This window comes from Oceanobacillus sp. CAU 1775, assembly GCF_054482815.1.
This window is the reverse complement of the sequence record NZ_JBTLRO010000002.1, coordinates 38,882-63,835: the sequence shown is the minus strand read 5'-3', so window position 1 is coordinate 63,835 and position 24,954 is coordinate 38,882. Positions and strand designations below refer to the sequence as shown.

The window sequence follows — 24,954 nt, the reverse complement described above, 5'->3', positions numbered from 1 at the left end:
TTGACTGCCTCCTTAGTTTTCTCGTTTATAAAATGGTGTAGGTACAATTTTAGCTTTTAATTGTTTTTTTCTTACTTGAATGAGTAATTCATTTCCAATTTCTGCATGCTCTGTTTGAATAATTGCACGACCTACATTCTTTTCCAGTGTAGGAGACTGCGTACCTGAAGTAATAGAACCAATAACTTTGTCCTCGTAAATTACATCGTAACCTGTACGTGGGATGCCTTTATCAATCATTTCAATACCGACAATTTTTCTTTCGGGACCGTTATTAATTTGTTCTTCTATAACAGACTTGCCAATAAAGTCAGAATCTTTATCTACTTTAACAGCGAATTTCAATCCTGCTTCAATTGGAGTAATACTTTCTGAAAGCTCTTGTCCGTAAAGTGGTAAGTTAGCCTCAAATCTTAAAGTATCACGTGCTCCCAAACCAGCTGGAACCAAACCTTTGTCTTTCCCTTTTTCTAATAATAAATTCCAAAGCTTTCCAACACTCTTTGGAGAAATATAGATTTCAAATCCGTCTTCTCCTGTATAACCAGAGCGTGAAATTAAAGCTTTATCTTCTATTGAATGGATTGTAATTTCGTCTGCAAATTGAAAGAACTTGATCGAACTTAAATCTGTATCTGTAACTTCTTGTAAAATTGCTTCTGCTAAAGGTCCTTGAATTGCTAAAAGTCCATAATTATCCGACTCATTTACAATCTCGATTTCTTCGTCATTATACGTATTATGCTTCACTAGCCACTCATAATCTTTTTCTGTGTTTGCTGCGTTAACTACTAGTAAATATTCATTATCTCCTAACATATAAACGATTAGATCATCGACAACCCCACCATTTTCATAGCAAAGAAATGTATAATGCGCTTTGTTAGGAACAAGTTTACTAATATCATTTGTCGTCATTTTTTGAAGGAACTCAGCCGCTTTATTTCCTTTGACTAAAATTTCCCCCATGTGAGACACATCAAATAATCCTGCTTTTGTTCTTGTTGCTAGATGTTCTTCCTTAATACTTGAGAACTGTACGGGTAAATCCCAACCTCCAAAATCAATTGTTTTTCCTCCATAAGCTTTATACTCAGGAAAAACGGGTGTTCTTTTTAACTCTGTCAAATTACTCCACTCCCCTCAATGATTGTTAAATCAAAAGACAGAGATTCCTATGAAATAGAAATCTCTGTCCTTGTACCAGAAAGTTGCATGCTCCTAGAGAGCACTTGCTTCTTGGGTGGTTTACAAATTGTAAACTCTCTCCAGAGTTGTGTCAGATATGAGTCTGTTTGCCTGAGAGATTCGTTTCTAACTTGCTCCTTCGGCGTTACAACAAAAACTGTAAACTCTCCCCATACCTTCATCCACAGCATAATTTATGTACTTTTGGTAAAACTAAAAGTAAAGAATCAGAAATTCTCAACCTTTTCTTGAATAATACCATATTTGTTGGGAAAGGTATAGTGAAATCCAAAGTTTATTGGAAGGTAAAGGATGTATCATATGGATTTGATAAGAATACAAAATAATCATACTTTTATAGAAGAACTAGAAAGAAAGCTAAATACAGATAGTACGTACTCAACTTTTGAATTGTTTAAATTAGCATATCAAGCTGAACAAGCAAGAATAACACCATCGTTCTCTGGACTGCGTAGTTTAGATTTTTTACCGCATATGAACTTTCTTCCCCATCAGATTAGCACGGCGAAAATAGCCATCGAAAAAATGAACGGGCGTGCTATTCTAGCTGATGAAGTAGGACTTGGAAAAACAATTGAAGCAGGCCTTATTTTAAAAGAGTATATGTTACGTGGCCTTGTTAAGAACGCTTTAATTTTAGTTCCAGCTTCTTTAGTGAGCCAATGGGTTCAAGAACTAAATACGAAGTTTTATATACCAACTGTTGCGAATAAAAAAAATCATAATTGGAAGCAAGAAGCTATTATTGTTTCCTCATTGGATACAGTAAAGCGTTCCCCGCACCGAGAGGAAATTTTGAAAAATGAATATGATTTCGTACTCATTGACGAAGCACATAAATTAAAAAACCATCAAACGAAAAATTATGAGTTTGTTAGAAATTTAAGTAAAAAGTATTGTCTATTACTTACAGCGACACCAATTCAAAATAATCTTATAGAAATTTTTAACCTAATTAGCATTTTAAAACCTGGATTATTAGGTGATATTAACATGTTTAAAAAGAAATTCGGCAATCAATCAAAACATGTAGAAAACAATAGTTACCTGAAGCAACTCATTGATCACGTGATGATACGAAATATCAGAGAGAATATTGATTTTCATCCTTCCAAAAGAGTAATAGAAACGATTTGGGTGACGTTTTCTGAAAAAGAAGCAGAAGCATATGAAAAAATTCAATCGATTAACGAAGCATCTCATGCTTTTACTAAAGTAATGCTTCTCCGAGAATTATGCTCTTCTCGAGAGGCGTGTTATTTATCTTTAGATAAGATTAGAAAAAGTACAGATAATCAACATATGGCAAATGATATGGATCAAATGATTAAAGACATTCAAGAATTACCCCAACACGCTAAAGCCAAAAGTACTGTCGAATTAATACAATCTCTAGGAGATAAGAAAGTTATTATCTTTACAGAATATCGGGCAACTCAATTATATCTTCAATGGTATTTACAACAAAACGGAATCCAGTCCGTGCCTTTTCGCGGCGGATTTTCAAGAAGTAAAAAAGATTGGATGATTCAATTGTTTAAAGGGCAAGCTCAAGTCTTGATAGCTACAGAGGCTGGAGCGGAAGGAATCAACTTGCAGTTTTGTAACCATCTCATCAACTATGATTTGCCATGGAACCCAATGAAGCTAGAGCAAAGGATTGGGCGGATTCATAGATTTGGCCAACAGCAAGATGTGAATATTTATAACATAGCGGTTAAAAATACAATCGAGGAACATGTGCTCACAACTTTATACGATAAAATTCAGCTATTCGAAAATGTTATAGGAAAACTCGATGCTATTTTATCAACGTTAAATCTAAAAGACATGGAAGAAGAAATACAAACGATATATTCAGAATCAGAAACAGCTGCAGAAGCAAAAATTAAGCTGAATAATTTAGCTAGTATTATTCAACAGGCTGGCGAAATAAATAAGAATGTAGGTGAAACACATGAGCAATATTAATTTAGATTACTTTTTAACAAGTTTTTTTACTGCAAATCAATGTAAAATAGAAAAACCTCAAGAAGGGATGTATTCCATTCAGTTAACGGAGGAAATGGATAAGGCATTAATGAATCGTCCATTTTATTGGCATTATATTAAAAGCATTGGTGAAGAAGGTAATCCGATGATGCTCCATCTAATAACGGACCCAAATATAGATAAATCAAAAGGAGAATGGGTTCACTTTGGTAGTCCAAGACTGCTACAAATTTGGAACCACCTTGTAACTAACGAAAAGTATGTGCACCTCTTTGAAGAAGTTCACACACAAGAAAACACACCTCTATACCCTTGGCTATTATTGAATATCAAAATAAGTTATGAGGCAAACCAAAAGAAAGAAGAATTGATTTCAATAGGGGTCCAACTAATAAACGGCAAAATGATTGTCAATATGATGGATGAATTAGAAAGGAGAAATTTAAAACAAAACATTTCAAATTATTGTTTCACGCTTTCTCCTTTAATCACAGTCAAAAATGGCTATTTAAGAATTGAAAAGGTAATCCTTGATTACATAAAAAATCAAGAAAAGGATTGGGCCCTAAACGCGCAGAAGAAGTTGGAGGAAGAATTAGATATTTTACAACACTTTTATTCAGATAATACTAATCAAAATTTATTTGAAAAAGAAGTAGCTGAGTTACATGAGCGCTATTCACCTGTTATTAATATTGAAGTAGTTAATGGAGGTATCCTTTATTTGCTTGGATCCTTTGCAGAATAGATTATTTTTTAATTAATATACGAAAAGAAAATGGAATAATACCAAACCATGTATTATAAAAGCTTTTTGACTCACTTCCCTTTTCTTTTCTCTTCATTTTCCTCTCTTCTTTAGGCTGATTATAATACTTTGTCAATTCTTCTGTAAGGTATCTTAAGTAATTATTAGTACTCATAATTTCATTGCCTCCTCTATTTTTTTAATATCATTTACCAGATCAAAAATAATATACAATATTTTTAAAAATAAAGAAGGATTTTAGAAATAAATGTCGAATGTATATATTTAAATAAAGGAGGTGTAATCTGAAATTGAACCCCGCTTTACCACTTGTTGATCGATTACTTCAAAAAGCAATTACTAATCACGCAACAGACATCCATTTTTATCCCCTTTCCAAAGAAACAAACATCTACTTTCGAATTCAAGGTGAACGAAAATTCAACCAAACAATTTCCACCCATCACTATGAATTGCTCTTAACTTACTTTAAATTTTCTGCAGGGATGGATATTGGTACATCTCGTAAACCTCAAGACGGTAGCATATCAAAAAAGATTGGAAACCTTGGATATTATTCTTTACGGTTATCTACCCTTCCACTGTCTCATACAGAAAGCTTAGCTATTCGTATCTTACCTCAAGCAAAACATCTTTCGCTGGAAGAGTTATTTCTTTTTCCTAAGCAATTGCAGACAATTAAAAACTGGGCTAAGAACCAATCAGGTCTCATACTGTTCACTGGGCCGACTGGAAGTGGAAAGTCCACAGCAATGTATGCCTTACTCGAAAATATTATCCAAGAAAAATCTTTCCAAACAATAACGCTCGAAGATCCGGTAGAAAGAAATCTAAATAATATTCTACAAGTCCAAATAAATGAAAAAGCTGGTGTCACTTATCAACATGCTTTAAAAGCCGTTTTAAGACATGATCCGGACATGATTATGATTGGAGAGATCCGTGATAAAGATACAGCAGCATTTACATTTGACGCTTCTTTAACAGGACATCTTGTACTAAGTACGTTTCATGCAAAAAATGCGGAAGGAACAATCTACAGACTTCTTGAAATGGGGATAAAAAAACAAGATCTTTTGCAATCGCTTATTGGAGTGGCCTCCATTCAACTGATTCCCATCAAAGGGACAGGAAATAAACAGCGACGAGCTGCAATTTTAGAATTATTAGATGGTGAATTACTAGAAAATGTCATCTTACAACGTCCTAAAATCACCAGTATTCACTATCCATCATTTGAACAATTAAGGAGGAAAGCCTATGCATATGGCTTCTTCAATGAAGCGGCCTTTGATAAAGTATCGCAAAAATCTCTCAGAGCAGATACAACTTCGATTTCTTAAACGTCTCCACCGGCTTATAAATAGTGGTTATCCTTTACTGGAATGCCTAGAAATCATGAAATGGGATAAAGATTTGACTCAGTTAGCGAATCAATTTATCCATGCATTGCGAGATGGAAAACCAATACACATGGTTTTTGAAGAAAATAAATTTCATGAATCTATTTGTACCTTCGTCTATTTTACAAAAGTAAGTTCGAATCTTAACGAAAGTATTCAGAAGTGCATTGAAATGTTTGAACATAAAATGACGAACAATAAAAAATTTAACCAGGCAATAAGATATCCACTAATTTTATTGTTTGTCTTTTCCCTTACCCTATTCTTTATTAATCAACAAGTATTACCATCCTTTCAGACACTTTTACAATCATCACCACAAGCAAAACAAACAATTACGATATTAATATTAATGATGGATCTATTACAATTTACCTTTATCACGTTTGCAATTACTATTGTGGTAGGTGTCATGGTTTGGCGTATCTTTAGAGGAAGAATTCCAATTAATAAACAACTAAAGATACTAAATCGAATACCCATCTATCGTAACTACCTAAGACTACAAACATCCTTTCAATTTGCAACTCATTTCAGTTCGTTATTAAAGGCAGGACTATCCCTGAAGCAAACCCTCAATGAACTCTCAAAACATGAGAAATTACCCATCATTAAATATTACGCTGACTTGATAACACTTGATTTAAATCGAGGGTTTCATTTGAGTATTCTACTTTCTGAACTGCCATTTCTAGAAAAACAACTAGTAGCAATCTTTCAGAAAAATAATGATATCCAATCACTTGAGAATGATTTAAGTATTTATAGTGAGGTGTTGATGGAAGAAATTCACCGAAAAATATTATCAATGATAACACTTATCCAACCAATATTTTATATTATCCTTGCTTGTTTTATTGTATTTATTTATATCAGTCTGCTCTGGCCAATGTTCCAATTAATAAATACTTTTTAAAGGAGAATCATGATGTTAAAAAATGAAAAAGGATTTACTTTAGTAGAAATGCTAGTCGTAATGCTGATTATTACTGTCTTGTTACTAATAATAATTCCTAACATATCCGATCAATCAAAAGCTGTGAATGATAAGGGCTGCAATGCATTAATTGCAATGGTTCAAGCACAAGCAGATGCATTCTATTTTGAAGAAGGAGCTCCACCTACAAGTATTGAGCAGCTTGAAAATAAAGGATTTATAACAAATGAGCAGACAAAATGCAATGACAAAACACAATTAAGTATTAGCAAGGGTATTGTACAAAAAAATGAAAACAACAATTAAACAAAACGGATTTACATTGATAGAAATGATAATGGTCCTAGGGATAATCTCTATGCTCATCCTTCTTGCTGCTCCAATTCAGACTTCTGTATTAAAAACACAAATAGAAAATAAATTCATTGATACATTTAAAGATGATGTACTTTTTATTCAAAATCAAGCAAGTGGGTATGAGCGAGGCACATTGTATATTCATTTTTATTCTGATCACTACATTGTAACTACTGGTGTACGTGATGCTGGTCACTATGCAAAGCGATATTATCCAGAAGGTTGGACGAATATTAACGCTTCTCAAGCGAGAATACAATTTAAAGAGAGTGGAACCATAATACGTCCGCGAACTGTTGTTATGTATTCAGAAAATGAACGAATTCATTTCACATTTCCATTAGGCAAAGGAAGATTCCATGTTGGGAGAGAAAAACGGGTTCACACTAATTGAAGTATTTATTGCTTCTAGTTTATTTTTGAGTACGGTACTAATTTTTATACCAATTATTAATAATATGCAGCATGAAAAGCAAATTCTTCATGATCGCAAAACAATTAGCCTCTATCTTCAAGAGGAATTACAATATTTTATATGGGAATCAGGATACAATTTACCAGAATCAAAAACAGCTTCAATTAATGGTAAATCCGCACAATTTTTATTTATACAGGAAAACGAATTCATTAAAGGATGTGTCAATTGGCAGAATGCAAAACAAAAAGCTGAAGAATTTTGCATCTATGCACTTGCTGTTCAATAAAAATGGTTTTACATTCATAACAACACTGTTTATGATTTCCATTCTTGCACTCACCCTTCCCTTTTTAAGTTATTCTTTACAAGCAGTTGGGAAAAGTTCTAATTATGACGAATTAGCTATTCATGAATTTTACAGGTTCTTACGTAATGAATTGATAGAATCTACATCAATAAATATTGCAGGTAACAATTTATACTTAACCCAAGAACTAGATGATGAAGGTGAAGTGAATGTTGCCGTAATTAGTCAATACGATAGTTTGATTAGAAGACAAGTAAATAATGTCGGTCATGAGGTACTATTATTTGATATTTCAAGCGTTACATTTAATGAGCATCCATATGGTTTAAATATTGTAATTGTGAGTAAGGATGGAAAAGCTTATGAGAAAACTTTTGCTTTCTACAATTAATGAGAAAGGATTTATACTCGTCCATGTATTGTTTGTTGTATCTTTACTCTTTATAATTATTTCGTCTAGCATTTCTGCCTATCGAAATGAAATTTATATAAACAATCGGCAAATCGAGCAAATTAAAGTGGAATCCCTTTTTCAAATTGCTCAAGAAAGCTATAAAAGGGATTTCCTTGTCAACAATGAATTTAAAGAAACCTACTATACATTTCCACAAGGCCGTGTTGAGATTACAATTTTGAATATCGAAACAGAGTATGCCAAATTAGCTTTCGAGATTTGGCTTGATGACAATCCGAGAGATTTTTTTTCATTAAGACATCTTTTCGTTTATAATTAACATATTTTAAGTAAAGTACTTCAAATATTGATAAATGTGTGACGATTAATGAATTCAAATATGAATACTTTTCAACAACGAAAGAATATTAACCTTTAATAATAGAATAACCAATATAATTAAGGTAATAACTATATGAAGGTTAAGGTGATTTAAATGGAGAACACGTTAAAAATTACCAATGTCATGAGTGACCCTACTCGCTTCGATATTTATCAACATTTAATTGAAAAGCGTGAATATGTTAATGTAAATCAAATCGCTAAACTTTTTGATATTCATCCGAACGTTGCTAGACTCCATCTTTCAAAACTTGAAGATATTAAGCTTGTAGCATCTGAATTAGTTAAAACTGGAAAAGGTGGAAGACCAGGAAGACAATATCGATTATCTGATAAAGTAGTTGAATTAAACTTCCCTGCTCGCGATTATAAAATACTTTCTTCCATCGCACTTGAATCTCTGATGGAATTAGGAGAGCCAGGCAAGCAAGCGTTGTACCAAACAGGCAAGAAATATGGTATAGAAGCAATAAATAATTACACCGAGAACCTTACTTCGAACACGCTTATGGAAGATAAAATTATTATGCTTGAAGATGCAGGCCGTATGTTAGGCATGTATCCAACATTCACTTACAATGAGGAAACAAATTCTATTTCCTTTTCTGTAAATAATTGTCCATTTAAAGAAGTTGCACATAAGAATCATGAAATGATATGTGACATGCATCATTCCTTCCTTAAAGGTATGTTTGAAGCTTTATTTACAGATATTGAACTGATAGAACAAAAAAATATGTTTCTTGATGACTGCAGTAATTGTGCTTATATCGCAAAACTTACAAATGTTTAATGTCAATCGTTTACAATAATGGTTTCGTCGTTTATAATAACTATGAAAGGTCAATAGAAGGAGGGGGAAAACATGGATCGCATGTTTCGTGTGCTTGCTTTTTGGACGGGTATTTTTGCAGTTATGTTCTACGTTGGCGATATGATGGTACCTGCAATACTTTCTCTAATCCAAACAGCATTTTTCCTTACACTTAGTTACTTGAGATTGTCTGAACGTATGTATATGTATTTATTCGGAGCCTACTTAGCTGTCTTTATGGTTGGATATACTTGGTATTCTGAATTTATACTTGTACCAGGATTCGGCTAAAACTCACAAAAAGCCATGCATTCAAATGCATGGCTTTTTATTATTCTAAATACGAATAAATGGATTATTAATTTTTTCAAAACCAATTGTTGTCCTTGGACCATGTCCTGGGTAAACGGTATAATCATCGTCGAGTGTATATAGTTTTTCTTTAATAGAATGCTCTAGTATGGAATAATCTCCACCTCGTAGATCTGTTCGGCCAATTCCTTGCCTAAATAGAACATCTCCACCAAAAATTTCCTTCGATTGATGAAAAACAAAACTTACACTTCCTGGAGAGTGTCCAGGTGTATGGATAACATCAAATGTAAAATCCCCTATTGTTAGCTCACCTATCTCAAAAGTCTTCTCTGCTGGATTAGTGACTATTTCGTTTCCAACTAATTTATGAGATCCATTTAAAGATGGGTCACCAAGCCACTCTTGCTCTTGTTCATGAATATAAGTATCTAATTGATATGTTGCTCGTAATGCTTCTAACCCGCCTATATGATCAAAATGCGCATGGGTTAAAAGAATTGCTTGAGGTTTCAAAGCATTATTCTCTAGGTAATTAATGATTTGCTCTGGATCTCCACCAGGATCAAGAACAAGCGTTTGTTCACCAATGGATAATATATAACAATTCGTACCAATAAAGCCAACTGATTTTTGTTCAACCTTCAAACTTTATTCCTCCCTTGTCTTCACTAAATTATTCTTGTTGAAAGTTTATGTTATATCTCGACAAATTCTTGTTTATACTATAAAATAGCTATAGAGTACTTACATAATAATATAAACAATCCTTTAGTTCCAGTTTATCATTCTAAAGGAAGGCTGTCATAAGGAGGGAAATCTTTCATGATGTATCATATTGTACTAGCAGTTCTTTTTCTATTAGTAGCAATCTTAGCTGTTATATCTGTAATTCGTCAGCTTAAATTTAAGAACCTATTCGCACTAGGATTCTCTGCTATCACGGCATTAGCTTTTGGTTTCTTTGCAATCGCAACACTAATTAGTGAACTATCTAGCTTATAATTAAAAAATTTAAAAGAAAAGGCAGTGGGATAATTTATCCTACTGCCTTTTTAAAATGCATTTAATTTTCTTCGTGTTCAAAGTTTATAAATCTAAACAAATCTCCATAGATTAAATCATCTGAGTAATTCAGTTCCATTTCAGCTTTTTCTTGAATTGGATCACAAGGAGAGTGCATCATATTCATACCTTCAGCATCTATCTCAGATGTTTCTTCACTTTCAATAAGTTCTCCAGTTTGAGCATCATAACAAAAGCCTAATGTAGAAATATAGTCGTCACTGACATAATCTCCATTTCTTAGTACGATATAACCTTTTCTTTCTTTTGCGAATACATCGTTACCAAAATAGATATCATTTTCAGCTTCAATACCTAAAAGACTTAGTATCGTTGGTTTCAAATCGATTTGACCCGTAACCATCGATTTGACCTCTCCCTTTCCATGACCTGGAATATGGATAAATAATGGTACCTTTTGCAGCTCAACTTGATCGAAAGGTGTTATTTCTTCTTTATCTAAATACATGCTCATTGCTCGGTTATGGTTAGCACTTATACCAATATGGTCACCCATAATGATAATAATCGAGTCTTCATAGATACCAGATTCTTTCAAGTGGTTAAAGAACTCTTCCATTGCTTCATCTGCATAACGAACAGCTGGGAAATAGTTATTCAATGTGCTTGAATTAGAATTATATGGTTGAATTGACTTATCAGCTTCATCTAATTCAAATGGGAAGTGATTAGTCAGCGTGATAAACTTAGCATAATACGGTGTATCCATTGCTTGTAAATATTTAATAGATTGCTCAAAATATGGTTTATCTTTCAAACCCCAACCAACTGAATTTTCTGGTGTGATTTCATAAGCGTCTTCGCTATAGAAGTGATCAATACCTAAACTATTATACATTCCATCTCTATTCCAGAAACTCTTATTATTTGCATGAAGAACAGAGCTATTATACCCTTCTTCTTTTAATATTTCAGGCAATGCATGGTATTTGTTTCCACCGTGTGTAAAGAATACAGCACCTCGAGATAATGGATATAATGAATTTTCTACAAGAAATTCTGAGTCAGAGGTATTTCCTTGACCCGTTTGCTCATAAAAGTTATCAAAATAATACGTATCTTCATCTTCAACCAACTTATTTAAGAATGGAGTGATCTCTTGTCCGTCTACTTCATTTCCGATTACAAAATCTTGAATGGATTCTGCATTAATAAAAATAACATTCTTACCTTCAGCAACTCCAAATAGATCTGATTTTTCATCTGTTAACTTTACGTTTTCTTCAATATAATCATTGATTTCTGGAATTTCATTACCATCAGCGAAAACCCGCTGTGATTCAGCTTTCGAGTGAACAACTAAATCATAAATATGATAATTAAAAATCCCTATATTCTTCACAAGATATTCTCGGTCGAATGCTCTCGTAAATAACTGTGGTCTCTCCATCTCAGCAAGAAAGAAGTTACCTGCAAGCAGTAATAACGACATTGCAAGTGCAAATACTTTTCCACGTTTTAAATAATTAACAGAAACTGTTTCTGCCTGCTTCTTACTTAAATACCAAATGATAGCAGCATCAACAAATAATAAAATGTCATAAGGTTTAATGAGAGTCAAAATACTAGAACCTAGATCTGCCATATTACTTCCCATAAATAACTGTGGGATTGTAATAAAGTCTGTGAATTGTCGATAAAAAACTAGGTTTGCAAAAATAATTACACTCATAAAGAGAGCGACATACCTAATGTACTTCATTTGTCTGGATTGTTTATTAAACCAAACGGATAGTGCAAATACTAGAAAAACAGATACAAATGGGTTAATAAATAATATTAACTCTTGCATAGTGTTTTCTAATTCAATATTAAACATGAAACGATAAACAATATAAGTTTTGAATCCAAATAATATACTTGCTAAAATATATAAAGGAATTTTCGTTTGTTTGATGTTCATTTTAAATCCTCCTACAACCTAAAAAACTGCTAAAATCTATTTCTAATTTTCCCCTTATTAAAGCATTGTAAACGTAAATTTACATTCTTCTTACACTATAAGACGTATAAGGACGGATAAAAGTTTCATTTCTACAAGAATATAATAGTTTTATAGTAAGTTTATATAGTACTAAATTTCAGATTAAATATCTAGTTTAAATATTTTCCTTTTTCTTCAGCATTCTTTTTTCTTTTGCTAAAATTAGTTTGCCCACCATATATACTTGGTTCGTTATAAATTCCATCCTATATAATTCATCTAATTCACTTTCCATTAAGACTAGATCCCCTATACGATCACCAGAATATATAAAAGTTCCATATCTTTTCAATAGCATGCGAATGTCATATACACTCTTCAATAAAATCACCACTCTTCATTATATCAAATATTGTATGATAAAGATATCTTGAATGGACTTAGATAATGAAAAATGGACACAACTACAATAAGCAATAGTTATGTCCATACCGATCAAGTTATTTAATTTCCTATTAAATCCTCATACAGTTCTTCAAACTTCTTGTCTGAAGTGTTCATTTGATAAGCTTTTGTAATTGCTTCTTTTGCAGAATCTAACTCGCCTTTCGACCGGTATAGCAATGCTAAATTATAATATGCTTCAGGCATTGGTTCTCCTACAGTTACACTTTTTTCTAAATCCGCTATCGCTTTATCTAATTCATTTAATTCTATATACGCATACGAGCGTTGAAATAAAAGGATGCCGTCCTCTTCTCCGTCAAGCGACAGTGCTTCGGTTGCAAGAGGGATTACTTCCAGATAATTTTCTTCTAAAATTAATTCTTGAATCTGTAATAAATAATAAGATTGGTTATTGGAATTTGCATAGACCCCAAAATAAGTAAACCCGATAAATAATACAATTGTTATAACTCCAGCTATAAACTGCTTAGTAATTTGTTTTGTTTTAGGTAAATTTACAATTGCAGAGGCAAAGAAACCAGCAATCAAACCACCTATATGAGCTGCCATATCAATTTCTTCAATCGTAAAACCAATAACTAGATTTATAGCAATGATAAATAAAATACTTGAACCCATCGTTTGTAGAAATAATCGTTTATGAATAATTCCAAAATATAACAGTGCGCCAAATAACCCAAATATCGCTCCAGATGCACCAGCACTAATACTAGTACTAAAAGCAAAGCTTGCTATTGATCCGCCAATGCCTGCAACAAAATAAATAAATAGAAAGCGGCTACTTCCATATATTTTTTCTACAACTATACCTAAATAAAAGATTGCAAGCATGTTCATCATGAGATGTAGAATTCCAATATGCAAAAACATTGAACTAATTAAACGCCACCATTCGCCGTCAGCGATAATTGCAACGTTATATTTGGCACCAAATTGAATTAACGTCTCAATAGAAGTACTTCCACCATTCATTTCCAATAAAAAGAAAATCAATACATTTATTACGATAAATATATAAGAAAATATTGGCTTGCCATAACTAAAAATATCTTTAATTTGTTCATTTTTGCTAGAAAGTTTCGTTTTAAAATCTACTTTCGCTTTATCTACAATGCCTTCCTTATATTCGGTTGACACGTCTAGGTTATAATCTATTGGTGAAGCTAATAAATCATTTTGGAATCGTTCGGTTTCCTCAGGGTAACTATTTTCATCTAAATAGTATACATGCATCATCATCGGATTCTTACCCTGTGACTTAATTGGCTGTTTTAACATTTCCCAAGTGTCTACCGGGGGGTGGCTCGTGAAGTATAGGTTATATACTTCGATTCGCTTACCAAACATTCGTTTAGCATTTAAAACCCTTTGGAATAAAAAAGATATATCTCGTTTTAAATGATTTTTCCAATCAAAACCCTTATGTATTAAACGTACGACTTTCGATGTACGATCCTCATATTTTTCTAACCATATTTCATCTGTTTTTCCATTTGCATAAATTAAATTATAGTGGTGCTTGTTTATTAACTCGTCTGCAAAAGTATATAATAAATATTGTTCATTTATATTCATATATCCACCACCCTCCCTTCTATTATATTAAAAGTTATAGAAAAATCCCATTAATCGAGTTTATAAAGTAAGATAATATAAAACAAAGCTCTTATCCAGAGATAAGAGCTTCATTCATTATTATTTAGTTTCACGGTGTAAAGTGTGTTTTTTAAGACGTGGACTATATTTTTTCATTTCAATACGCTCAGGATTTTCACGTTTATTCTTTGTAGTAATATAGTTACGGTCTCCTGTTTCTGTACAAGCCAATGTAATATTAACGCGCATGGTTTTCCCTCCAAACTATAAAAACTATCTTACAAATTAAATTAACATTTGTTTCTCAGACTTTATTTATAATACCAGAATTTTTAACAACTGGCAACAATACAAAGATAATTTTTAAAAGTTTTCACAAGACAGATTCTATGATATAAATAGAATGATACTTATTAAGGGAGGGAAAGAAATGCTTATTGCAGTAATTGCTATTTTAATAATTGGAATCGTCCTTTTTATTCTTTCTTATTTTATGAATGACAGAATTGAAGATTTGGAAAACCAATTAGAGCAATTCTCTATTACAACAGTGCAGGATACATATCAAATGAAGAAAAAGATTAAGATTCTTGAAGAAGAATTGGTTCCAGAACAAACTTCTCATTCTTCTATTTCAAAATCTATAAATGATTAAAATTCAAATATAATTTAAATAAAGGAGTATTTTATGAAACATTTTGTGCGGTCTTTTGCTGTTGGCTTGATTGCAGCTGGCTTAATCATGCTACTCGTCTTTTATATATTTGAGGATACGAATAGTGATGAATTAGCTTATTCAACAGATGAAATGATCTCTCTTATTGAAGATGAAGGTTTTCGAGTAATAACAGATAAAGAATACATAAGCTATACTGTTACAAGTGCACAACAAAGTAATGGTGAATCAAGCGAACAAGCTGATGAAAATGATTCTGAAGAAGAGAATAGCAATGATTCAAGTGAAGAAGCGGCAGATGAAACAGAAGAAACTGTTGAAGAAGAAGAAACAGAAGTAGAAGTAGAAGAAAACACTTCCTCAGTAGTTATTAACATCCCTTCTGGCATGCCGTCATTAGATATAAGCAGACTTTTAGAAAGTGAAAACTTAATTAGTGACGCAGAAGAATTTAATGATTATCTACAGCAAAATGATTATGCCTTACGTATTCAACTAGGTGAACATGAGCTATCAACGGATATGAGCTTTTATCAGATTGCAGAAGCATTAACAAACTAAAAAATTCCAGCATCCCTTTTAAATAAGGCTGCTGGAATTTTTTATGTTACATATTAGTTCATTTTGTAATTTTTACCTTTTACTAAATATAAAATACTTTCGCCGATATTTGTAATATGGTCTGCAAATCGTTCAATATAACGAGCACAGAAAGCAACCTGCATAATATATTGTATTCTGTCAGGATTGTTTGCAGTTTCACCTAACAACTCACTCACAATTGTTTTATAAAGCTTATCTACTTTGTCATCAGTTGATGCCAAGTTAGCTGCAATTGTGATATCTTGATAGTTAAAAGCTTGCATAGAGGATGACAACATTTCTTGTGTAACTTGGTTCATTTCTTTAAGACCTTCAGGGATAGTAGACATATTATCTCCTAACGAGATAGCAGACTTTGCTATGTTCTTCGCATTATCTCCCATTCTTTCAATGTCAGTAACAATTCTTAAAGTAATAATTACTTGTCTTAAATCTGTAGCTACAGGTTGTTGCTTGGCAATTAATAATACTGTTTTCTCATTTATATCTGCCTCTAATTGGTCAATAGCTTTGTCTTCCTGTAGTACTTCTTCTGCTAATGCAGTATTTTGAGTGAATAATGCCTCAATAGATTTATTTAGTGCCTTACCTGCTAAATTAGCCATTTTGATTGTTAGTTCTTTCAATTCCTCTAACTCAGCTTGGAACTGTTCACGAGTAGTCATTATAAATCTCCTCCATTTAATTAAAAATAAATTACTAGATACTGAATAAAAATACATAGCTAAATCAAGTATACCTTATCAATGTTAAAGCTTTGTAAACACCATGTATCAATAATATAAATTTCATGAAAGAATATTATTAAAAATCAGAGACAGCTTAAAATTATTCAGTTGTCTCTGATTCTTCCTCTTCATTATCATCTTCATTATTCATGTCAAAATACGCATCTAAAATTCTTTCGCTAATTCTGTTGGCCACATTTCCATCCTCTGTAGCATTTTCACCAAGCATAGGTACAACGACTGCAAACGCAACTTCTGGATCATCGAAAGGTGCATAACCAACCATCGAACGATTAATCGTGTTGTGTTTCACACCATCCAAGGAAATAGGGGGGTTCTCCGCTGTACCAGTTTTCCCAGCTGGTTTGTAATCTTTGCTCCCAAAGTAGCTATAGGCAGTACCGCGTTGTACTTGAAACGCCTGTCTGAATCCTTCTTGGACTCGTTCAATATATGAATCGCTCATTTCTATCCGATTTAAATACTCTGTATTTTTACTCTCATAAAGAGGTCCAACTTCAGTCATTGATGCAATCGGATCTCTAATTTCTTTTACTAAGCGAGGTTTTACACGGTATCCATCATTTGCAATTGTTGAAACGTATTGTGCAAGTTGCATTGCTGTATATCTGTCAAACTGTCCAATAGAGTAATGCATAAAGTTACCTGGACTAAATGGCGACGGGCCAATATATCCAACAGATTCAAATGGATAATCAATCCCTGTATTACCACCTAGACCAAATTGTCTAAAATAATTTCTCATTGTCTGCCATGCGTCTGTGCTAAATCTAGCAGCTTCACCATCAGGAAACGGATATTGGGTTTCTCCCCCCATACGTAAGGCAATATAATACATATACACGTTGGAAGATTCTTTTAAAGCTTTTATGTCATTAGCGGAGCCAATCGTTGAAGAAAATGACCGCATCGTTGGCGAACCTTTAATAGTTATTGGACTATCAAAGAATGTTTGACCAGGCGAAATGACCCCTGAATCTAATCCCGCTAAAACAGTTGCTCCTTTTATTACAGATCCTGGAACATGCGTATCTAGCAAAGTCTTTTGCGGATTGTGTGAAAAAGTACGGTCTTCTGAATTATACGTTTGTCCTGAAACAGCAAGAAGTTCCCCTGTTTTTGGGTTCATGACAACTGCCAATGCATCTTTCATTAAAGGATTATTATAGCGATCAATATTTATGGCATGCTCCAATTCTTCTTGAAGGATTTTATCAACTTCTTTTTGGAATTCCATATCAATTGTTAGAATCAGATCTTTACCTTTTTCCCCTTTTACAATAACTTCAGAATCAATCACAGCACCTGATTTTGTTGTAGTATATTCAATCTGTTCTTTTCTACCTCTTAGATACTCTTCATACTGTTTTTCTAAACCACTAATTCCAACACGGTCAGTCCTGCTGTAACCCCTTGTCAAATAGTAATCCAAATCTTCAGCTTGTATCCCTGCAGAATGACTCGTAATGTTACCAAGTAAGGATCTGAATGTTGATCCATAGGTATATTCCCTATCCCAGTCTGTTGTTGCATTTATCCCTTGCAAATCAGCAAGGTTTTCAGATACTAATGCATATTCTTCAGGTGTTACATTTTCATTTTTAACAATTTGGGGAGTTAGCGAATATGCTTTATCTAATTCTTTTTTAATTCGAATAACTTCTAAATCTTGTTTTGTAAAATTACTATCATCTACTTCATCGTCTGTAATTTTATTGAGTACTTCACGATAAATTTGTGCATTTGATAAATCTTTTTTCTCTTCATCTGTTAAGCGATCTGCGAATGTTGGTTCCTTATCTTTTTCTGCAACACCAACGTTTTTTTGAAGGTCCTTTAAGTAAAGATATTCCCTTTTATCAAAGTCAGTAACTTTATCTAATTCTTCTTCACTGTCCATTGCTATGAACTGTGCTAGCTTTTCAGCAACATCTAATCTATCTTGTGCTTGAACACCCTTAGGAGGTGTATAGGTTATTGAATAAAGTGCATTATTATCGACAACTACATTAAGATTTCTATCATATATTTTTCCCCTTGGAACTGGGATCTTTGTTCTATCTTGAACGGTACGATCAATCTCTTCTTGAAATGCTTCACCATTTAATATTTGAACAACACCAAGTTGTAAAATTAGCGTTGAAAAAAGTAAGAATACAACAAAAAATATAATATTTGTTCGAAAGGGTAGCTGCGCATTTTTTTTACTTTTATTTTTCTTTTTATCAACCATCTTAGGCACCCCTGTTTGCTTCATAATATACTTATCTATTTTAGCATATTTCATGTGTATTTGTTTTAAATAATAACAAAAATAAAAATCACGTAGATCATCTACGTGATTTTTATTTTTAAACTATTATTTTGCAGCGTTGTAATTTTTATTAACTTCTTCCCAATCTACAACATCCCAAAATGCTGAGATATAATCAGGACGTTTGTTTTGGAATTTTAAGTAATACGCATGCTCCCATACGTCAAGTCCAACTAGTGGATGCTTACCTTCCATTAGTGGTGAATCTTGGTTCGGAGTACTAGTTACTTCTAGTTCACCGTTATTGCTAACTAGCCATGCCCAACCTGATCCGAAGCGACCAGTAGCTGCTGCTGCAAATTCTTCTTTAAATTTGTCAAATGAACCAAATTTAGCATTGATTTTATCAGCTAACTCTCCTGTAGGCTCTCCTCCACCATTTGGAGATAGAATCTTCCAGAAGAAACTGTGGTTAGCGTGCCCCCCACCATTATTGCGTACTGCAGTACGAATATTTTCAGGAACCGCATCTAAATCACTAATTAAATCTTCAATTGATTTTTCTTGTAGGTCTGCATGCCCTTCAAGTGCTGCATTTAAATTTGTAACATACGTGTTGTGATGTCTCGTATGGTGGATATTCATTGTTTCTTTGTCGAAAGACTTTTCTAATGCATCGTAAGCGTAAGGTAACTCTGGTAATTCAAATTTTGCCATAATTAATCTTCCTCCCATAATCTTTTTTCATTCACTATTAGATTATCAAAGCTTCATGTTCCATGCAAATTTAAAGCTTACAGAATTATTAAGTAAAAAGAATAGCAAAATAAAAAAACAAGTACTAGACTTGTTTTAGAAGTGGCTCGGGACGGAATCGAACCGCCGACACACGGATTTTCAGTCCGTTGCTCTACCGACTGAGCTACCGAGCCGTATGTATTAAAAAAATGGAGGAGGTAGAGGGATTCGAACCCCCGCGCGGTTTGACCCGCCTGTTGGTTTTCAAGACCAATCCCTTCAGCCGGACTTGGGTATACCTCCGTATGAATATATGAAAATGGTGGACCCTGCAGGACTCGAACCTGCGACCGATCGGTTATGAGCCGATAGCTCTAACCAACTGAGCTAAGGGTCCTAAGTATATATGGGGCGACCGGTGGGGATCGAACCCACGTATGCCGGAGCCACAATCCGGTGCGTTAACCGCTTCGCCACGACCGCCATAAAGTATATTATTAGGATTTTATAACTTTGATAAGCATAGATACCAGAAGCTTTTGAAATTACAATAAAATTAATTCTCATCATACAAAAGCTTCTATATCTTATGCATTTCTTAATAGCGGCAGAGGGGATCGAACCCCCGACCTTTCGGGTATGAACCGAACGCTCTCGCCAGCTGAGCTACGCCGCCATGGCTCCACAGGTAGGATTCGAACCTACGACCGATCGGTTAACAGCCGATTGCTCTACCACTGAGCTACTGTGGAATAACACAAAATTTATAACAACAAGATATAATTTACCATGTAGTAACAATTATGTCAACATTATTTTGCAGATTGGCAAAAGTTTTTACCAAACGCAGTTTTTATTACTTTATAAACTATAAAATCAGTTGATGAAAATATATTATACTACATATTTTTGTAAAATGCATATAAAAGAGGAGGACTCCCTCCTCTTCCATACTTTATGATTCAGAAAGTATTTCTTCTGCAATATTTACTGCATGGTCACCAATTCTTTCTAAGTTACTTAATATATCGACAAATACAATACCTGAGGTGGCACTACAAAGACCTTCGTTCACACGTATGATGTGTTTTTTACGGAAGTTTCTTTCCATCTGATCGATTTGTTCTTCTTTTTTAACAACTTCTAATGCGGCCTCTTTATCACGATTTTCAAGAGATTCAATCGATTGCTTCACCGTTAATAATGTGAGATTAAACATATTATTAAGATCTTCCATTGCTTGTTCTGTCAAGTGGACTTTATTCGTAATTCTATATTCAACAAGTTCTAGAATATTTTCGAAATGATCTCCGATTCTTTCAATGTCTCGGACGCTGTCCATCAGGAATGAATGTTTATCTCTCTCTAGTTTCGTCATGGAATCTGCTGATATATCAACAAGATATTCCATTACCTCTCTATCCAAATTGTTAATTGCACCTTCAATTTGACGAGCTATTTCAGCATGTTTTGGATTGGAAGTACTAACAAACTTGAGCGTCTCATCTAATCCTTGGTAAGCAAAACCACCCATATGAACTACTTCTGCCTTCGCTTGTTCTAGAGCAAGTGTCGAAGATTGTCTAATTAAAATTGGATCTAAGTGTTTTGGCTTATATTCAATAACAGTATCTTCTCCAGGGATTAACTTAGTAACTAACCATGCTAATCCTCCGATAATTGGAAACTGAATAATTGTGTTTAACACATTAAATGAACCGTGAGCAAATGCAATAGTCATTTGTTCATTTAGGTTCAATTGAACTTGAAGCCATGTAATATAGGATGTAAATAATCCTAAAAAGAGTAGAAAAATAACTGTACCAACTAGATTGAAAATTACATGTGTCAACGCTGCTCTTTTAGCAGCTATAGATGCTCCTAATGAAGCAAGAATAGTTGTAATAGTTGTACCTATATTATCACCAAACAATACTGGTAATGCAGCTTTGAGTTCTATAGCACCTTCTGCATATAATCCCTGCAAAATACCAATAGTAGCTGTCGAACTTTGGACGATTAACGTAAAGACTGTTCCAATAACTACCCCGAGTATTGGTGTTTCACTCATGTTTACAGTTAATTCATGAAAAGCTTCTAATGACCGTAATGGCTTCATCCCGCTACTCATCAAATCTAATCCAAAAAATAATGCACCAAACCCAAAAAGTGCTTGTCCAATGGCAGTTATCCTTTGATTATTAAAAAAGAAAATCATAAAACTACCAAGAGCTAGGATAGGTAATGCATATTCACCAAGATCAATACCTATAATAAATGCTGTTACTGTAGTTCCAATATTAGCGCCCATTATGACCCCAATAGCCTGTCTCAAAGTCATAAAACCAGCACTCACTAGTCCAACAGTTAATACTGTAGTCCCTGAACTACTCTGAATAAGTATGGTAACAATAATTCCAGTAAGTACTCCTAGAAATGGATTACTTGTATATTTATCTAGAATTTCTCTTAACCTATCCCCAGCGGAACGTTGTAAGCCATCTCCCATAAATTTAATTCCTAATAGAAATATTCCTAATCCACCTAGGAATTCAAATATGAGTGTCTGCAAATCTAAGTCCAATTAGATTCATCCTTTCGATCAAAAAATACATACCCTACCTATTATTAATTTAATATAAAGGTTTTGTAAAGCCTTATATTAGAAATTTACATTAAATTAATATTCCTTTTGTTATTTTGTCGAAATTAGTAGCATTTATGCTAGGTTTTATAAACAGAATAGTTACTTAGGCCTAAATTGAGTGCGTTAAATAATTTTATCCAATTAAAAAAAGCTCGAGGAAATCTTCCTCAAAGCTTTTGTTTATTTTGCCTATCTTATTTCTTCAACGAGTATTTTTGTGCCATCTACTTGAACGACTTTTACTTTTGTATCCTTTGCAATCCATTTACCATCTGAAATTGCACTGTAATCTTTTCCATTAATTCTTACAGTACCAATTGGACGTAAATCATTAAGTGTGAGACCTTCTTGTTCTAGAAGAGCAGTATACCCTGTATTCATAGAATTATAGCCTGCTTCAGAACTCAATTGATACTTGAGAGCAATTTTTGTCCACATATCTCTTCTTTTAAATACCTTCAAGAAGAAGAATGAACAACCAACCCCAAGGATCACACCGACGATTGCAAATAACGCAGCTGATACACTTGGTGCAGCTATCCCCACTGCTGTTAGCATACTCACAAGCCCTATAGTGGCTAAGGTACCATCATTTATAATTTTACCGTCAATAATTATAAGTACTAAACCTACAAAATAAATAATAAGCATAAGTATTACAGAATCCGTTCCAGCATAAGCTCCAAAATAAACGGAGATAAAACCAATACCTAAAATCCCAAAGATTCCACGCATATTTACAAGTACTTCACCAATTAAAAACAGTGTAGCTAAAAAGGTAATAACAAAACCAATCCATTCATAATCAAATATTGCCATCGTAAATCCCCCTCTCCTAGTTTTACTACGAATTAGATAAGCATAATGTTTCAAATAAGGAGACAAAAAGATGTCTACACCAAAAAAAGTTTTCGGTTTTCTATTTATCTTACTGCTAATGCTAAGTATATTACATGATCTCTCAAAAGATACAATACAACCCGCTAAAACTTCTAACAAAATTACAGAAGAAATGAATATTTTAACGATAAAAGTAAAGCCTGGCGATACCGTTCTTTCCATAACGGAGGAAATAAACCATTTTAAAACGTTAGAAATAGTTAAAGTCATTGAAGATTTTAAATACCTAAATCCAGGAATCGATCACCAATTATTAGAACCTAATCAGTCCTATTACTTTCCATTATACATTGACTAGAGTTAAAACAATATAAAAAGGGCTAAAGTAGCCCCTTTTTTAAAATGGTATCATTATTAATCGAAAAATTAACGAAATTACCCCAACAACAATTGCACTATTTCCAAGCATCTGCACCCCTTTATTTCTTGAAACAAACCCGAGTATTATACCAGAAATCCCGAAGATCATTGGCATCATAAAAAATGAAGCAATAGATAACACTAAACCAATCCACCCATATGTGCTAATTACTTCTTTCTGGTTACTAATTTCTCTAGAAGATGTTGGCGTAAATTCCGCTGCATATTCTTCATCTCTACCAGGACGTCGCTGTTTTCGATCATTATCCGATTTTTTTATTTGAAGTTACCTCCTTATGGATATGATGCCTTTATAGTTTGTGGAATGTTTCCTTATATATGATGTTATTTACTGGTATCAATGGGAAACACCCTGCATAAACTAATGTGTCATGTTTTTTAAGGAGGGCAAAGATGTCATTTATATTAAAGGAGATAATTAAAAATAAATTAAGACAGCTTACAGTTGAAGAGCTGTTATCGTATGCACATCAATACAATTTTAGTATTACTGCTGGAGAAGCTAAAACGATATTAACTTATCTTCAAAATCAACAATTAGATGTTTTTTCTAAGCATGATATAGCTATTTTAAAAAATAAATTAGCAGAAGTTACTAATGAAGATACTGCTAACAAAGCAATGCAGCTTTTTAACCAAATCGTTTCATCTTATGGACTAGAATCATTATTTGATTAAAAAAAGCATACAACCATTTACTGCTATGGTTGTATGCTTTATTTTTATTCCATAATTAATTCTTTTAAGTTCGGCTGGAATTCTCCCTTTTTAATCATTTCAATTTCATGCTTATAAGGAGCTTTTTTATTCTTTTTATCTTCTCCAACAAAAGGTGTTTCTAAGATTTTAGGTACTTCTTTGAAAGTTGGATGATGAATAATATAGTTCAGTGAATCAAAGCCAATATGACCGAAACCAATGTTCTCGTGACGGTCTTTATGTGCTCCCATTGGATTTTTACTATCATTAACATGAACAACTTTAATACGGTCAACGCCGATTATTTTATCAAATTCATTTAACACACCATCAAAATCATTGACGATATCATAGCCAGCGTCATGAATATGACAAGTGTCCATACAAACAGATAATTTTTCATTTAATGTTACACCGTCAATAATTCTCGCTATTTCTTCAAAGTTACGACCAATTTCCGTACCTTTACCAGCCATTGTTTCAAGTGCAATTTGGACATCATTATCTTTAGATAGAACTTCATTTAATCCTTCTATAATTCTTTCGATCCCACTGTCTACACCTGATCCCACATGAGCACCTGGATGCAGAACGATTTGTTTCGCCCCAATTGCTCGCGTGCGGTCAATTTCACTCCGCAAGAAACTAACACCTAATTCAAACGTTGCTGGTTTTTGGGTATTACCAATATTAATAATGTATGGTGCATGCACAATAATATTTTCTATCCCATTTTCTTTCATATGCTCAGTTGCTAATTCAATATTCAGCTCTTCAATTGGCTTTCTTCTTGTATTTTGTGGAGCACCAGTGTAAATCATAAATGTATTCGCACCATAATTTACTGCTTCTTCACTAGATCCTAGTAGCATTTTTTTCCCACTCATTGAAACATGTGATCCAATCTTTAACAACGACA

General features: G+C 33.3%; 29 protein-coding genes, 6 tRNA genes and 1 riboswitch. Of the genes, 16 read left to right on the top strand and 19 right to left on the bottom strand.

Features of this window, described 5'->3' with window-relative positions:
- Nucleotides 1-12 precede the first annotated feature (12 nt).
- Complete coding sequence (gene gcvT, locus ACXYMZ_RS03520) at nt 13-1,128, bottom strand: glycine cleavage system aminomethyltransferase GcvT (protein ID WP_458946975.1); 1,116 nt, start codon at nt 1,126-1,128, stop codon at nt 13-15.
- A gap of 149 nt (nt 1,129-1,277) precedes the next feature.
- Nucleotides 1,278-1,370: riboswitch (glycine riboswitch) on the bottom strand.
- A gap of 139 nt (nt 1,371-1,509) precedes the next feature.
- Here gcvT and ACXYMZ_RS03515 point away from each other — a divergent pair.
- Complete coding sequence (locus ACXYMZ_RS03515; protein WP_458946974.1) at nt 1,510-3,180, top strand: DEAD/DEAH box helicase; 1,671 nt, start codon at nt 1,510-1,512, stop codon at nt 3,178-3,180.
- Nucleotides 3,167-3,949 (top strand): YqhG family protein, encoded by a 783-nt coding sequence (locus tag ACXYMZ_RS03510; RefSeq protein WP_458946973.1) that lies wholly within the window; start codon nt 3,167-3,169, stop codon nt 3,947-3,949. Before ACXYMZ_RS03515 ends, ACXYMZ_RS03510 begins: the two co-directional genes overlap by 14 nt.
- A gap of 1 nt (nt 3,950) precedes the next feature.
- On the opposite strand, the gene ACXYMZ_RS03505 is transcribed toward ACXYMZ_RS03510, so the two are convergent.
- Nucleotides 3,951-4,124, bottom strand: a complete 174-nt coding sequence (locus ACXYMZ_RS03505) for a YqzE family protein (RefSeq protein ID WP_458946972.1) — start codon at nt 4,122-4,124, stop codon at nt 3,951-3,953.
- Between the two features lie 136 nt (nt 4,125-4,260).
- Here ACXYMZ_RS03505 and comGA point away from each other — a divergent pair, with 136 nt between their 5' ends.
- From comGA to ACXYMZ_RS03460, 9 genes are all read left to right on the top strand, one after another.
- Nucleotides 4,261-5,313, top strand: a complete 1,053-nt coding sequence (gene comGA / locus ACXYMZ_RS03500; protein ID WP_458946971.1) for a competence type IV pilus ATPase ComGA — start codon at nt 4,261-4,263, stop codon at nt 5,311-5,313.
- A complete protein-coding gene (gene comGB, locus ACXYMZ_RS03495) occupies nt 5,231-6,289 on the top strand; it encodes a competence type IV pilus assembly protein ComGB (RefSeq protein ID WP_458946970.1) in 1,059 nt (352 codons plus the stop codon). The genes comGA and comGB overlap by 83 nt, the downstream gene beginning before the upstream one ends.
- Before the next feature lie 12 nt (nt 6,290-6,301).
- The gene (gene comGC, locus ACXYMZ_RS03490) at nt 6,302-6,616 is read left to right on the top strand and encodes a competence type IV pilus major pilin ComGC (protein ID WP_458946969.1); all 315 of its coding nucleotides are present in this window, start codon (nt 6,302-6,304) and stop codon (nt 6,614-6,616) included.
- A complete protein-coding gene (gene comGD, locus ACXYMZ_RS03485; RefSeq protein WP_458946968.1) occupies nt 6,600-7,061 on the top strand; it encodes a competence type IV pilus minor pilin ComGD in 462 nt (153 codons plus the stop codon). The genes comGC and comGD overlap by 17 nt, the downstream gene beginning before the upstream one ends.
- Nucleotides 7,030-7,371 (top strand): hypothetical protein, encoded by a 342-nt coding sequence (locus tag ACXYMZ_RS03480; RefSeq protein ID WP_458946967.1) that lies wholly within the window; start codon nt 7,030-7,032, stop codon nt 7,369-7,371. Before comGD ends, ACXYMZ_RS03480 begins: the two co-directional genes overlap by 32 nt.
- On the top strand, nt 7,352-7,783 hold the full coding sequence (gene comGF, locus ACXYMZ_RS03475) for a competence type IV pilus minor pilin ComGF (RefSeq protein WP_458946966.1): 432 nt from the start codon (nt 7,352-7,354) through the stop codon (nt 7,781-7,783). Before ACXYMZ_RS03480 ends, comGF begins: the two co-directional genes overlap by 20 nt.
- Nucleotides 7,755-8,126, top strand: a complete 372-nt coding sequence (locus ACXYMZ_RS03470) for a hypothetical protein (RefSeq protein ID WP_458946965.1) — start codon at nt 7,755-7,757, stop codon at nt 8,124-8,126. Before comGF ends, ACXYMZ_RS03470 begins: the two co-directional genes overlap by 29 nt.
- A gap of 156 nt (nt 8,127-8,282) precedes the next feature.
- Entirely contained in the window at nt 8,283-8,981 is a 699-nt protein-coding gene (locus ACXYMZ_RS03465) for a helix-turn-helix transcriptional regulator (protein WP_458946964.1), read from the top strand.
- Between the two features lie 72 nt (nt 8,982-9,053).
- Nucleotides 9,054-9,293: a DUF2626 domain-containing protein gene (locus ACXYMZ_RS03460; RefSeq protein ID WP_458946963.1), complete on the top strand. Its 240-nt coding sequence runs from the start codon at nt 9,054-9,056 to the stop codon at nt 9,291-9,293.
- A 45-nt stretch (nt 9,294-9,338) separates the two neighbouring features.
- Here ACXYMZ_RS03460 and ACXYMZ_RS03455 read toward each other — a convergent pair whose 3' ends face one another.
- A complete protein-coding gene (locus tag ACXYMZ_RS03455) occupies nt 9,339-9,962 on the bottom strand; it encodes an MBL fold metallo-hydrolase (protein ID WP_458946962.1) in 624 nt (207 codons plus the stop codon).
- Between the two features lie 180 nt (nt 9,963-10,142).
- Here ACXYMZ_RS03455 and ACXYMZ_RS03450 point away from each other — a divergent pair, with 180 nt between their 5' ends.
- Nucleotides 10,143-10,319, top strand: a complete 177-nt coding sequence (locus ACXYMZ_RS03450) for a DUF2759 family protein (RefSeq protein ID WP_458947483.1) — start codon at nt 10,143-10,145, stop codon at nt 10,317-10,319.
- Between the two features lie 61 nt (nt 10,320-10,380).
- On the opposite strand, the gene ACXYMZ_RS03445 is transcribed toward ACXYMZ_RS03450, so the two are convergent.
- The 4 genes from ACXYMZ_RS03445 to rpmG all read right to left on the bottom strand — a co-directional run bounded on the left by ACXYMZ_RS03445 (nt 10,381) and on the right by rpmG (nt 14,637).
- Nucleotides 10,381-12,303: an LTA synthase family protein gene (locus tag ACXYMZ_RS03445; protein WP_458946961.1), complete on the bottom strand. Its 1,923-nt coding sequence runs from the start codon at nt 12,301-12,303 to the stop codon at nt 10,381-10,383.
- 196 nt (nt 12,304-12,499) lie between these two features.
- On the bottom strand, nt 12,500-12,706 hold the full coding sequence (locus tag ACXYMZ_RS03440) for a YqgQ family protein (RefSeq protein WP_458946960.1): 207 nt from the start codon (nt 12,704-12,706) through the stop codon (nt 12,500-12,502).
- Between the two features lie 122 nt (nt 12,707-12,828).
- A complete protein-coding gene (locus ACXYMZ_RS03435; RefSeq protein ID WP_458946959.1) occupies nt 12,829-14,367 on the bottom strand; it encodes a rhomboid family intramembrane serine protease in 1,539 nt (512 codons plus the stop codon).
- 120 nt (nt 14,368-14,487) lie between these two features.
- Nucleotides 14,488-14,637 (bottom strand): 50S ribosomal protein L33, encoded by a 150-nt coding sequence (rpmG, locus tag ACXYMZ_RS03430; RefSeq protein WP_458946958.1) that lies wholly within the window; start codon nt 14,635-14,637, stop codon nt 14,488-14,490.
- A 181-nt stretch (nt 14,638-14,818) separates the two neighbouring features.
- Here rpmG and ACXYMZ_RS03425 point away from each other — a divergent pair, with 181 nt between their 5' ends.
- A complete protein-coding gene (locus tag ACXYMZ_RS03425) occupies nt 14,819-15,043 on the top strand; it encodes a hypothetical protein (RefSeq protein ID WP_458946957.1) in 225 nt (74 codons plus the stop codon).
- Nucleotides 15,044-15,076: 33 nt separating this feature from the next.
- Nucleotides 15,077-15,625 (top strand): hypothetical protein, encoded by a 549-nt coding sequence (locus tag ACXYMZ_RS03420; RefSeq protein WP_458946956.1) that lies wholly within the window; start codon nt 15,077-15,079, stop codon nt 15,623-15,625.
- A gap of 53 nt (nt 15,626-15,678) precedes the next feature.
- Here ACXYMZ_RS03420 and phoU read toward each other — a convergent pair whose 3' ends face one another.
- From phoU to ACXYMZ_RS03365, 11 genes are all read right to left on the bottom strand, one after another.
- Complete coding sequence (gene phoU / locus ACXYMZ_RS03415; protein ID WP_458946955.1) at nt 15,679-16,332, bottom strand: phosphate signaling complex protein PhoU; 654 nt, start codon at nt 16,330-16,332, stop codon at nt 15,679-15,681.
- A 163-nt stretch (nt 16,333-16,495) separates the two neighbouring features.
- Nucleotides 16,496-18,649, bottom strand: coding sequence for a peptidoglycan D,D-transpeptidase FtsI family protein (locus ACXYMZ_RS03410; RefSeq protein ID WP_458946954.1), 2,154 nt, complete (start codon nt 18,647-18,649; stop codon nt 16,496-16,498).
- Nucleotides 18,650-18,775: 126 nt separating this feature from the next.
- Nucleotides 18,776-19,387, bottom strand: a complete 612-nt coding sequence (locus ACXYMZ_RS03405) for a superoxide dismutase (RefSeq protein ID WP_458946953.1) — start codon at nt 19,385-19,387, stop codon at nt 18,776-18,778.
- Nucleotides 19,388-19,529: 142 nt separating this feature from the next.
- Nucleotides 19,530-19,602: transfer RNA gene (locus ACXYMZ_RS03400), tRNA-Phe, on the bottom strand.
- 16 nt (nt 19,603-19,618) lie between these two features.
- Nucleotides 19,619-19,711: transfer RNA gene (locus ACXYMZ_RS03395), tRNA-Ser, on the bottom strand.
- A gap of 17 nt (nt 19,712-19,728) precedes the next feature.
- Nucleotides 19,729-19,805 (bottom strand) — tRNA-Ile (locus tag ACXYMZ_RS03390).
- Between the two features lie 10 nt (nt 19,806-19,815).
- Nucleotides 19,816-19,891 (bottom strand) — tRNA-His (locus ACXYMZ_RS03385).
- Between the two features lie 119 nt (nt 19,892-20,010).
- Nucleotides 20,011-20,084 (bottom strand) — tRNA-Met (locus ACXYMZ_RS03380).
- Between the two features lies 1 nt (nt 20,085).
- Nucleotides 20,086-20,160 (bottom strand) — tRNA-Asn (locus tag ACXYMZ_RS03375).
- 203 nt (nt 20,161-20,363) lie between these two features.
- Nucleotides 20,364-21,992, bottom strand: coding sequence for a Na/Pi cotransporter family protein (locus ACXYMZ_RS03370; RefSeq protein WP_458946952.1), 1,629 nt, complete (start codon nt 21,990-21,992; stop codon nt 20,364-20,366).
- 252 nt (nt 21,993-22,244) lie between these two features.
- Nucleotides 22,245-22,874 carry an NfeD family protein gene (locus tag ACXYMZ_RS03365; RefSeq protein ID WP_458946951.1) on the bottom strand — a complete coding sequence of 210 codons (630 nt, stop codon included), beginning with the start codon at nt 22,872-22,874 and terminating at the stop codon, nt 22,245-22,247.
- A gap of 70 nt (nt 22,875-22,944) precedes the next feature.
- Between ACXYMZ_RS03365 and ACXYMZ_RS03360 the strand changes: the two genes are divergently transcribed.
- Both ACXYMZ_RS03360 and ACXYMZ_RS03355 read left to right on the top strand, forming a co-directional pair.
- A complete protein-coding gene (locus ACXYMZ_RS03360; protein WP_458946950.1) occupies nt 22,945-23,253 on the top strand; it encodes a hypothetical protein in 309 nt (102 codons plus the stop codon).
- Nucleotides 23,254-23,729: 476 nt separating this feature from the next.
- Entirely contained in the window at nt 23,730-24,014 is a 285-nt protein-coding gene (locus ACXYMZ_RS03355; protein WP_458946949.1) for a DUF2624 family protein, read from the top strand.
- Between the two features lie 44 nt (nt 24,015-24,058).
- Here the strand turns inward: ACXYMZ_RS03355 and ACXYMZ_RS03350 are convergent, their stop codons facing one another.
- On the bottom strand, nt 24,059-24,949 hold the full coding sequence (locus ACXYMZ_RS03350) for a deoxyribonuclease IV (protein ID WP_458946948.1): 891 nt from the start codon (nt 24,947-24,949) through the stop codon (nt 24,059-24,061).
- Nucleotides 24,950-24,954 lie beyond the last annotated feature (5 nt).

What these genes read in the sequence shown, in the direction of transcription:
- ACXYMZ_RS03515 (WP_458946974.1), top strand. Translation starts at nt 1,510, where the DNA reads ATGGATTTGATAAGAATACAAAATAATCATACTTTTATAGAAGAACTA.
- ACXYMZ_RS03510 (WP_458946973.1), top strand. Translation starts at nt 3,167, where the DNA reads ATGAGCAATATTAATTTAGATTACTTTTTAACAAGTTTTTTTACTGCA.
- ACXYMZ_RS03505 (WP_458946972.1), bottom strand. Translation starts at nt 4,124, where the DNA reads ATGAGTACTAATAATTACTTAAGATACCTTACAGAAGAATTGACAAAG.
- comGB (WP_458946970.1), top strand. Translation starts at nt 5,231, where the DNA reads ATGCATATGGCTTCTTCAATGAAGCGGCCTTTGATAAAGTATCGCAAA.
- comGC (WP_458946969.1), top strand. Translation starts at nt 6,302, where the DNA reads ATGTTAAAAAATGAAAAAGGATTTACTTTAGTAGAAATGCTAGTCGTA.
- comGD (WP_458946968.1), top strand. Translation starts at nt 6,600, where the DNA reads ATGAAAACAACAATTAAACAAAACGGATTTACATTGATAGAAATGATA.
- comGF (WP_458946966.1), top strand. Translation starts at nt 7,352, where the DNA reads ATGCACTTGCTGTTCAATAAAAATGGTTTTACATTCATAACAACACTG.
- ACXYMZ_RS03470 (WP_458946965.1), top strand. Translation starts at nt 7,755, where the DNA reads ATGAGAAAACTTTTGCTTTCTACAATTAATGAGAAAGGATTTATACTC.
- ACXYMZ_RS03465 (WP_458946964.1), top strand. Translation starts at nt 8,283, where the DNA reads ATGGAGAACACGTTAAAAATTACCAATGTCATGAGTGACCCTACTCGC.
- ACXYMZ_RS03460 (WP_458946963.1), top strand. Translation starts at nt 9,054, where the DNA reads ATGGATCGCATGTTTCGTGTGCTTGCTTTTTGGACGGGTATTTTTGCA.
- ACXYMZ_RS03450 (WP_458947483.1), top strand. Translation starts at nt 10,143, where the DNA reads ATGTATCATATTGTACTAGCAGTTCTTTTTCTATTAGTAGCAATCTTA.
- ACXYMZ_RS03445 (WP_458946961.1), bottom strand. Translation starts at nt 12,303, where the DNA reads ATGAACATCAAACAAACGAAAATTCCTTTATATATTTTAGCAAGTATA.
- ACXYMZ_RS03435 (WP_458946959.1), bottom strand. Translation starts at nt 14,367, where the DNA reads ATGAATATAAATGAACAATATTTATTATATACTTTTGCAGACGAGTTA.
- rpmG (WP_458946958.1), bottom strand. Translation starts at nt 14,637, where the DNA reads ATGCGCGTTAATATTACATTGGCTTGTACAGAAACAGGAGACCGTAAC.
- ACXYMZ_RS03425 (WP_458946957.1), top strand. Translation starts at nt 14,819, where the DNA reads ATGCTTATTGCAGTAATTGCTATTTTAATAATTGGAATCGTCCTTTTT.
- ACXYMZ_RS03420 (WP_458946956.1), top strand. Translation starts at nt 15,077, where the DNA reads ATGAAACATTTTGTGCGGTCTTTTGCTGTTGGCTTGATTGCAGCTGGC.
- phoU (WP_458946955.1), bottom strand. Translation starts at nt 16,332, where the DNA reads ATGACTACTCGTGAACAGTTCCAAGCTGAGTTAGAGGAATTGAAAGAA.
- ACXYMZ_RS03410 (WP_458946954.1), bottom strand. Translation starts at nt 18,649, where the DNA reads ATGGTTGATAAAAAGAAAAATAAAAGTAAAAAAAATGCGCAGCTACCC.
- ACXYMZ_RS03405 (WP_458946953.1), bottom strand. Translation starts at nt 19,387, where the DNA reads ATGGCAAAATTTGAATTACCAGAGTTACCTTACGCTTACGATGCATTA.
- ACXYMZ_RS03365 (WP_458946951.1), bottom strand. Translation starts at nt 22,874, where the DNA reads ATGGCAATATTTGATTATGAATGGATTGGTTTTGTTATTACCTTTTTA.
- ACXYMZ_RS03360 (WP_458946950.1), top strand. Translation starts at nt 22,945, where the DNA reads ATGTCTACACCAAAAAAAGTTTTCGGTTTTCTATTTATCTTACTGCTA.
- ACXYMZ_RS03355 (WP_458946949.1), top strand. Translation starts at nt 23,730, where the DNA reads ATGTCATTTATATTAAAGGAGATAATTAAAAATAAATTAAGACAGCTT.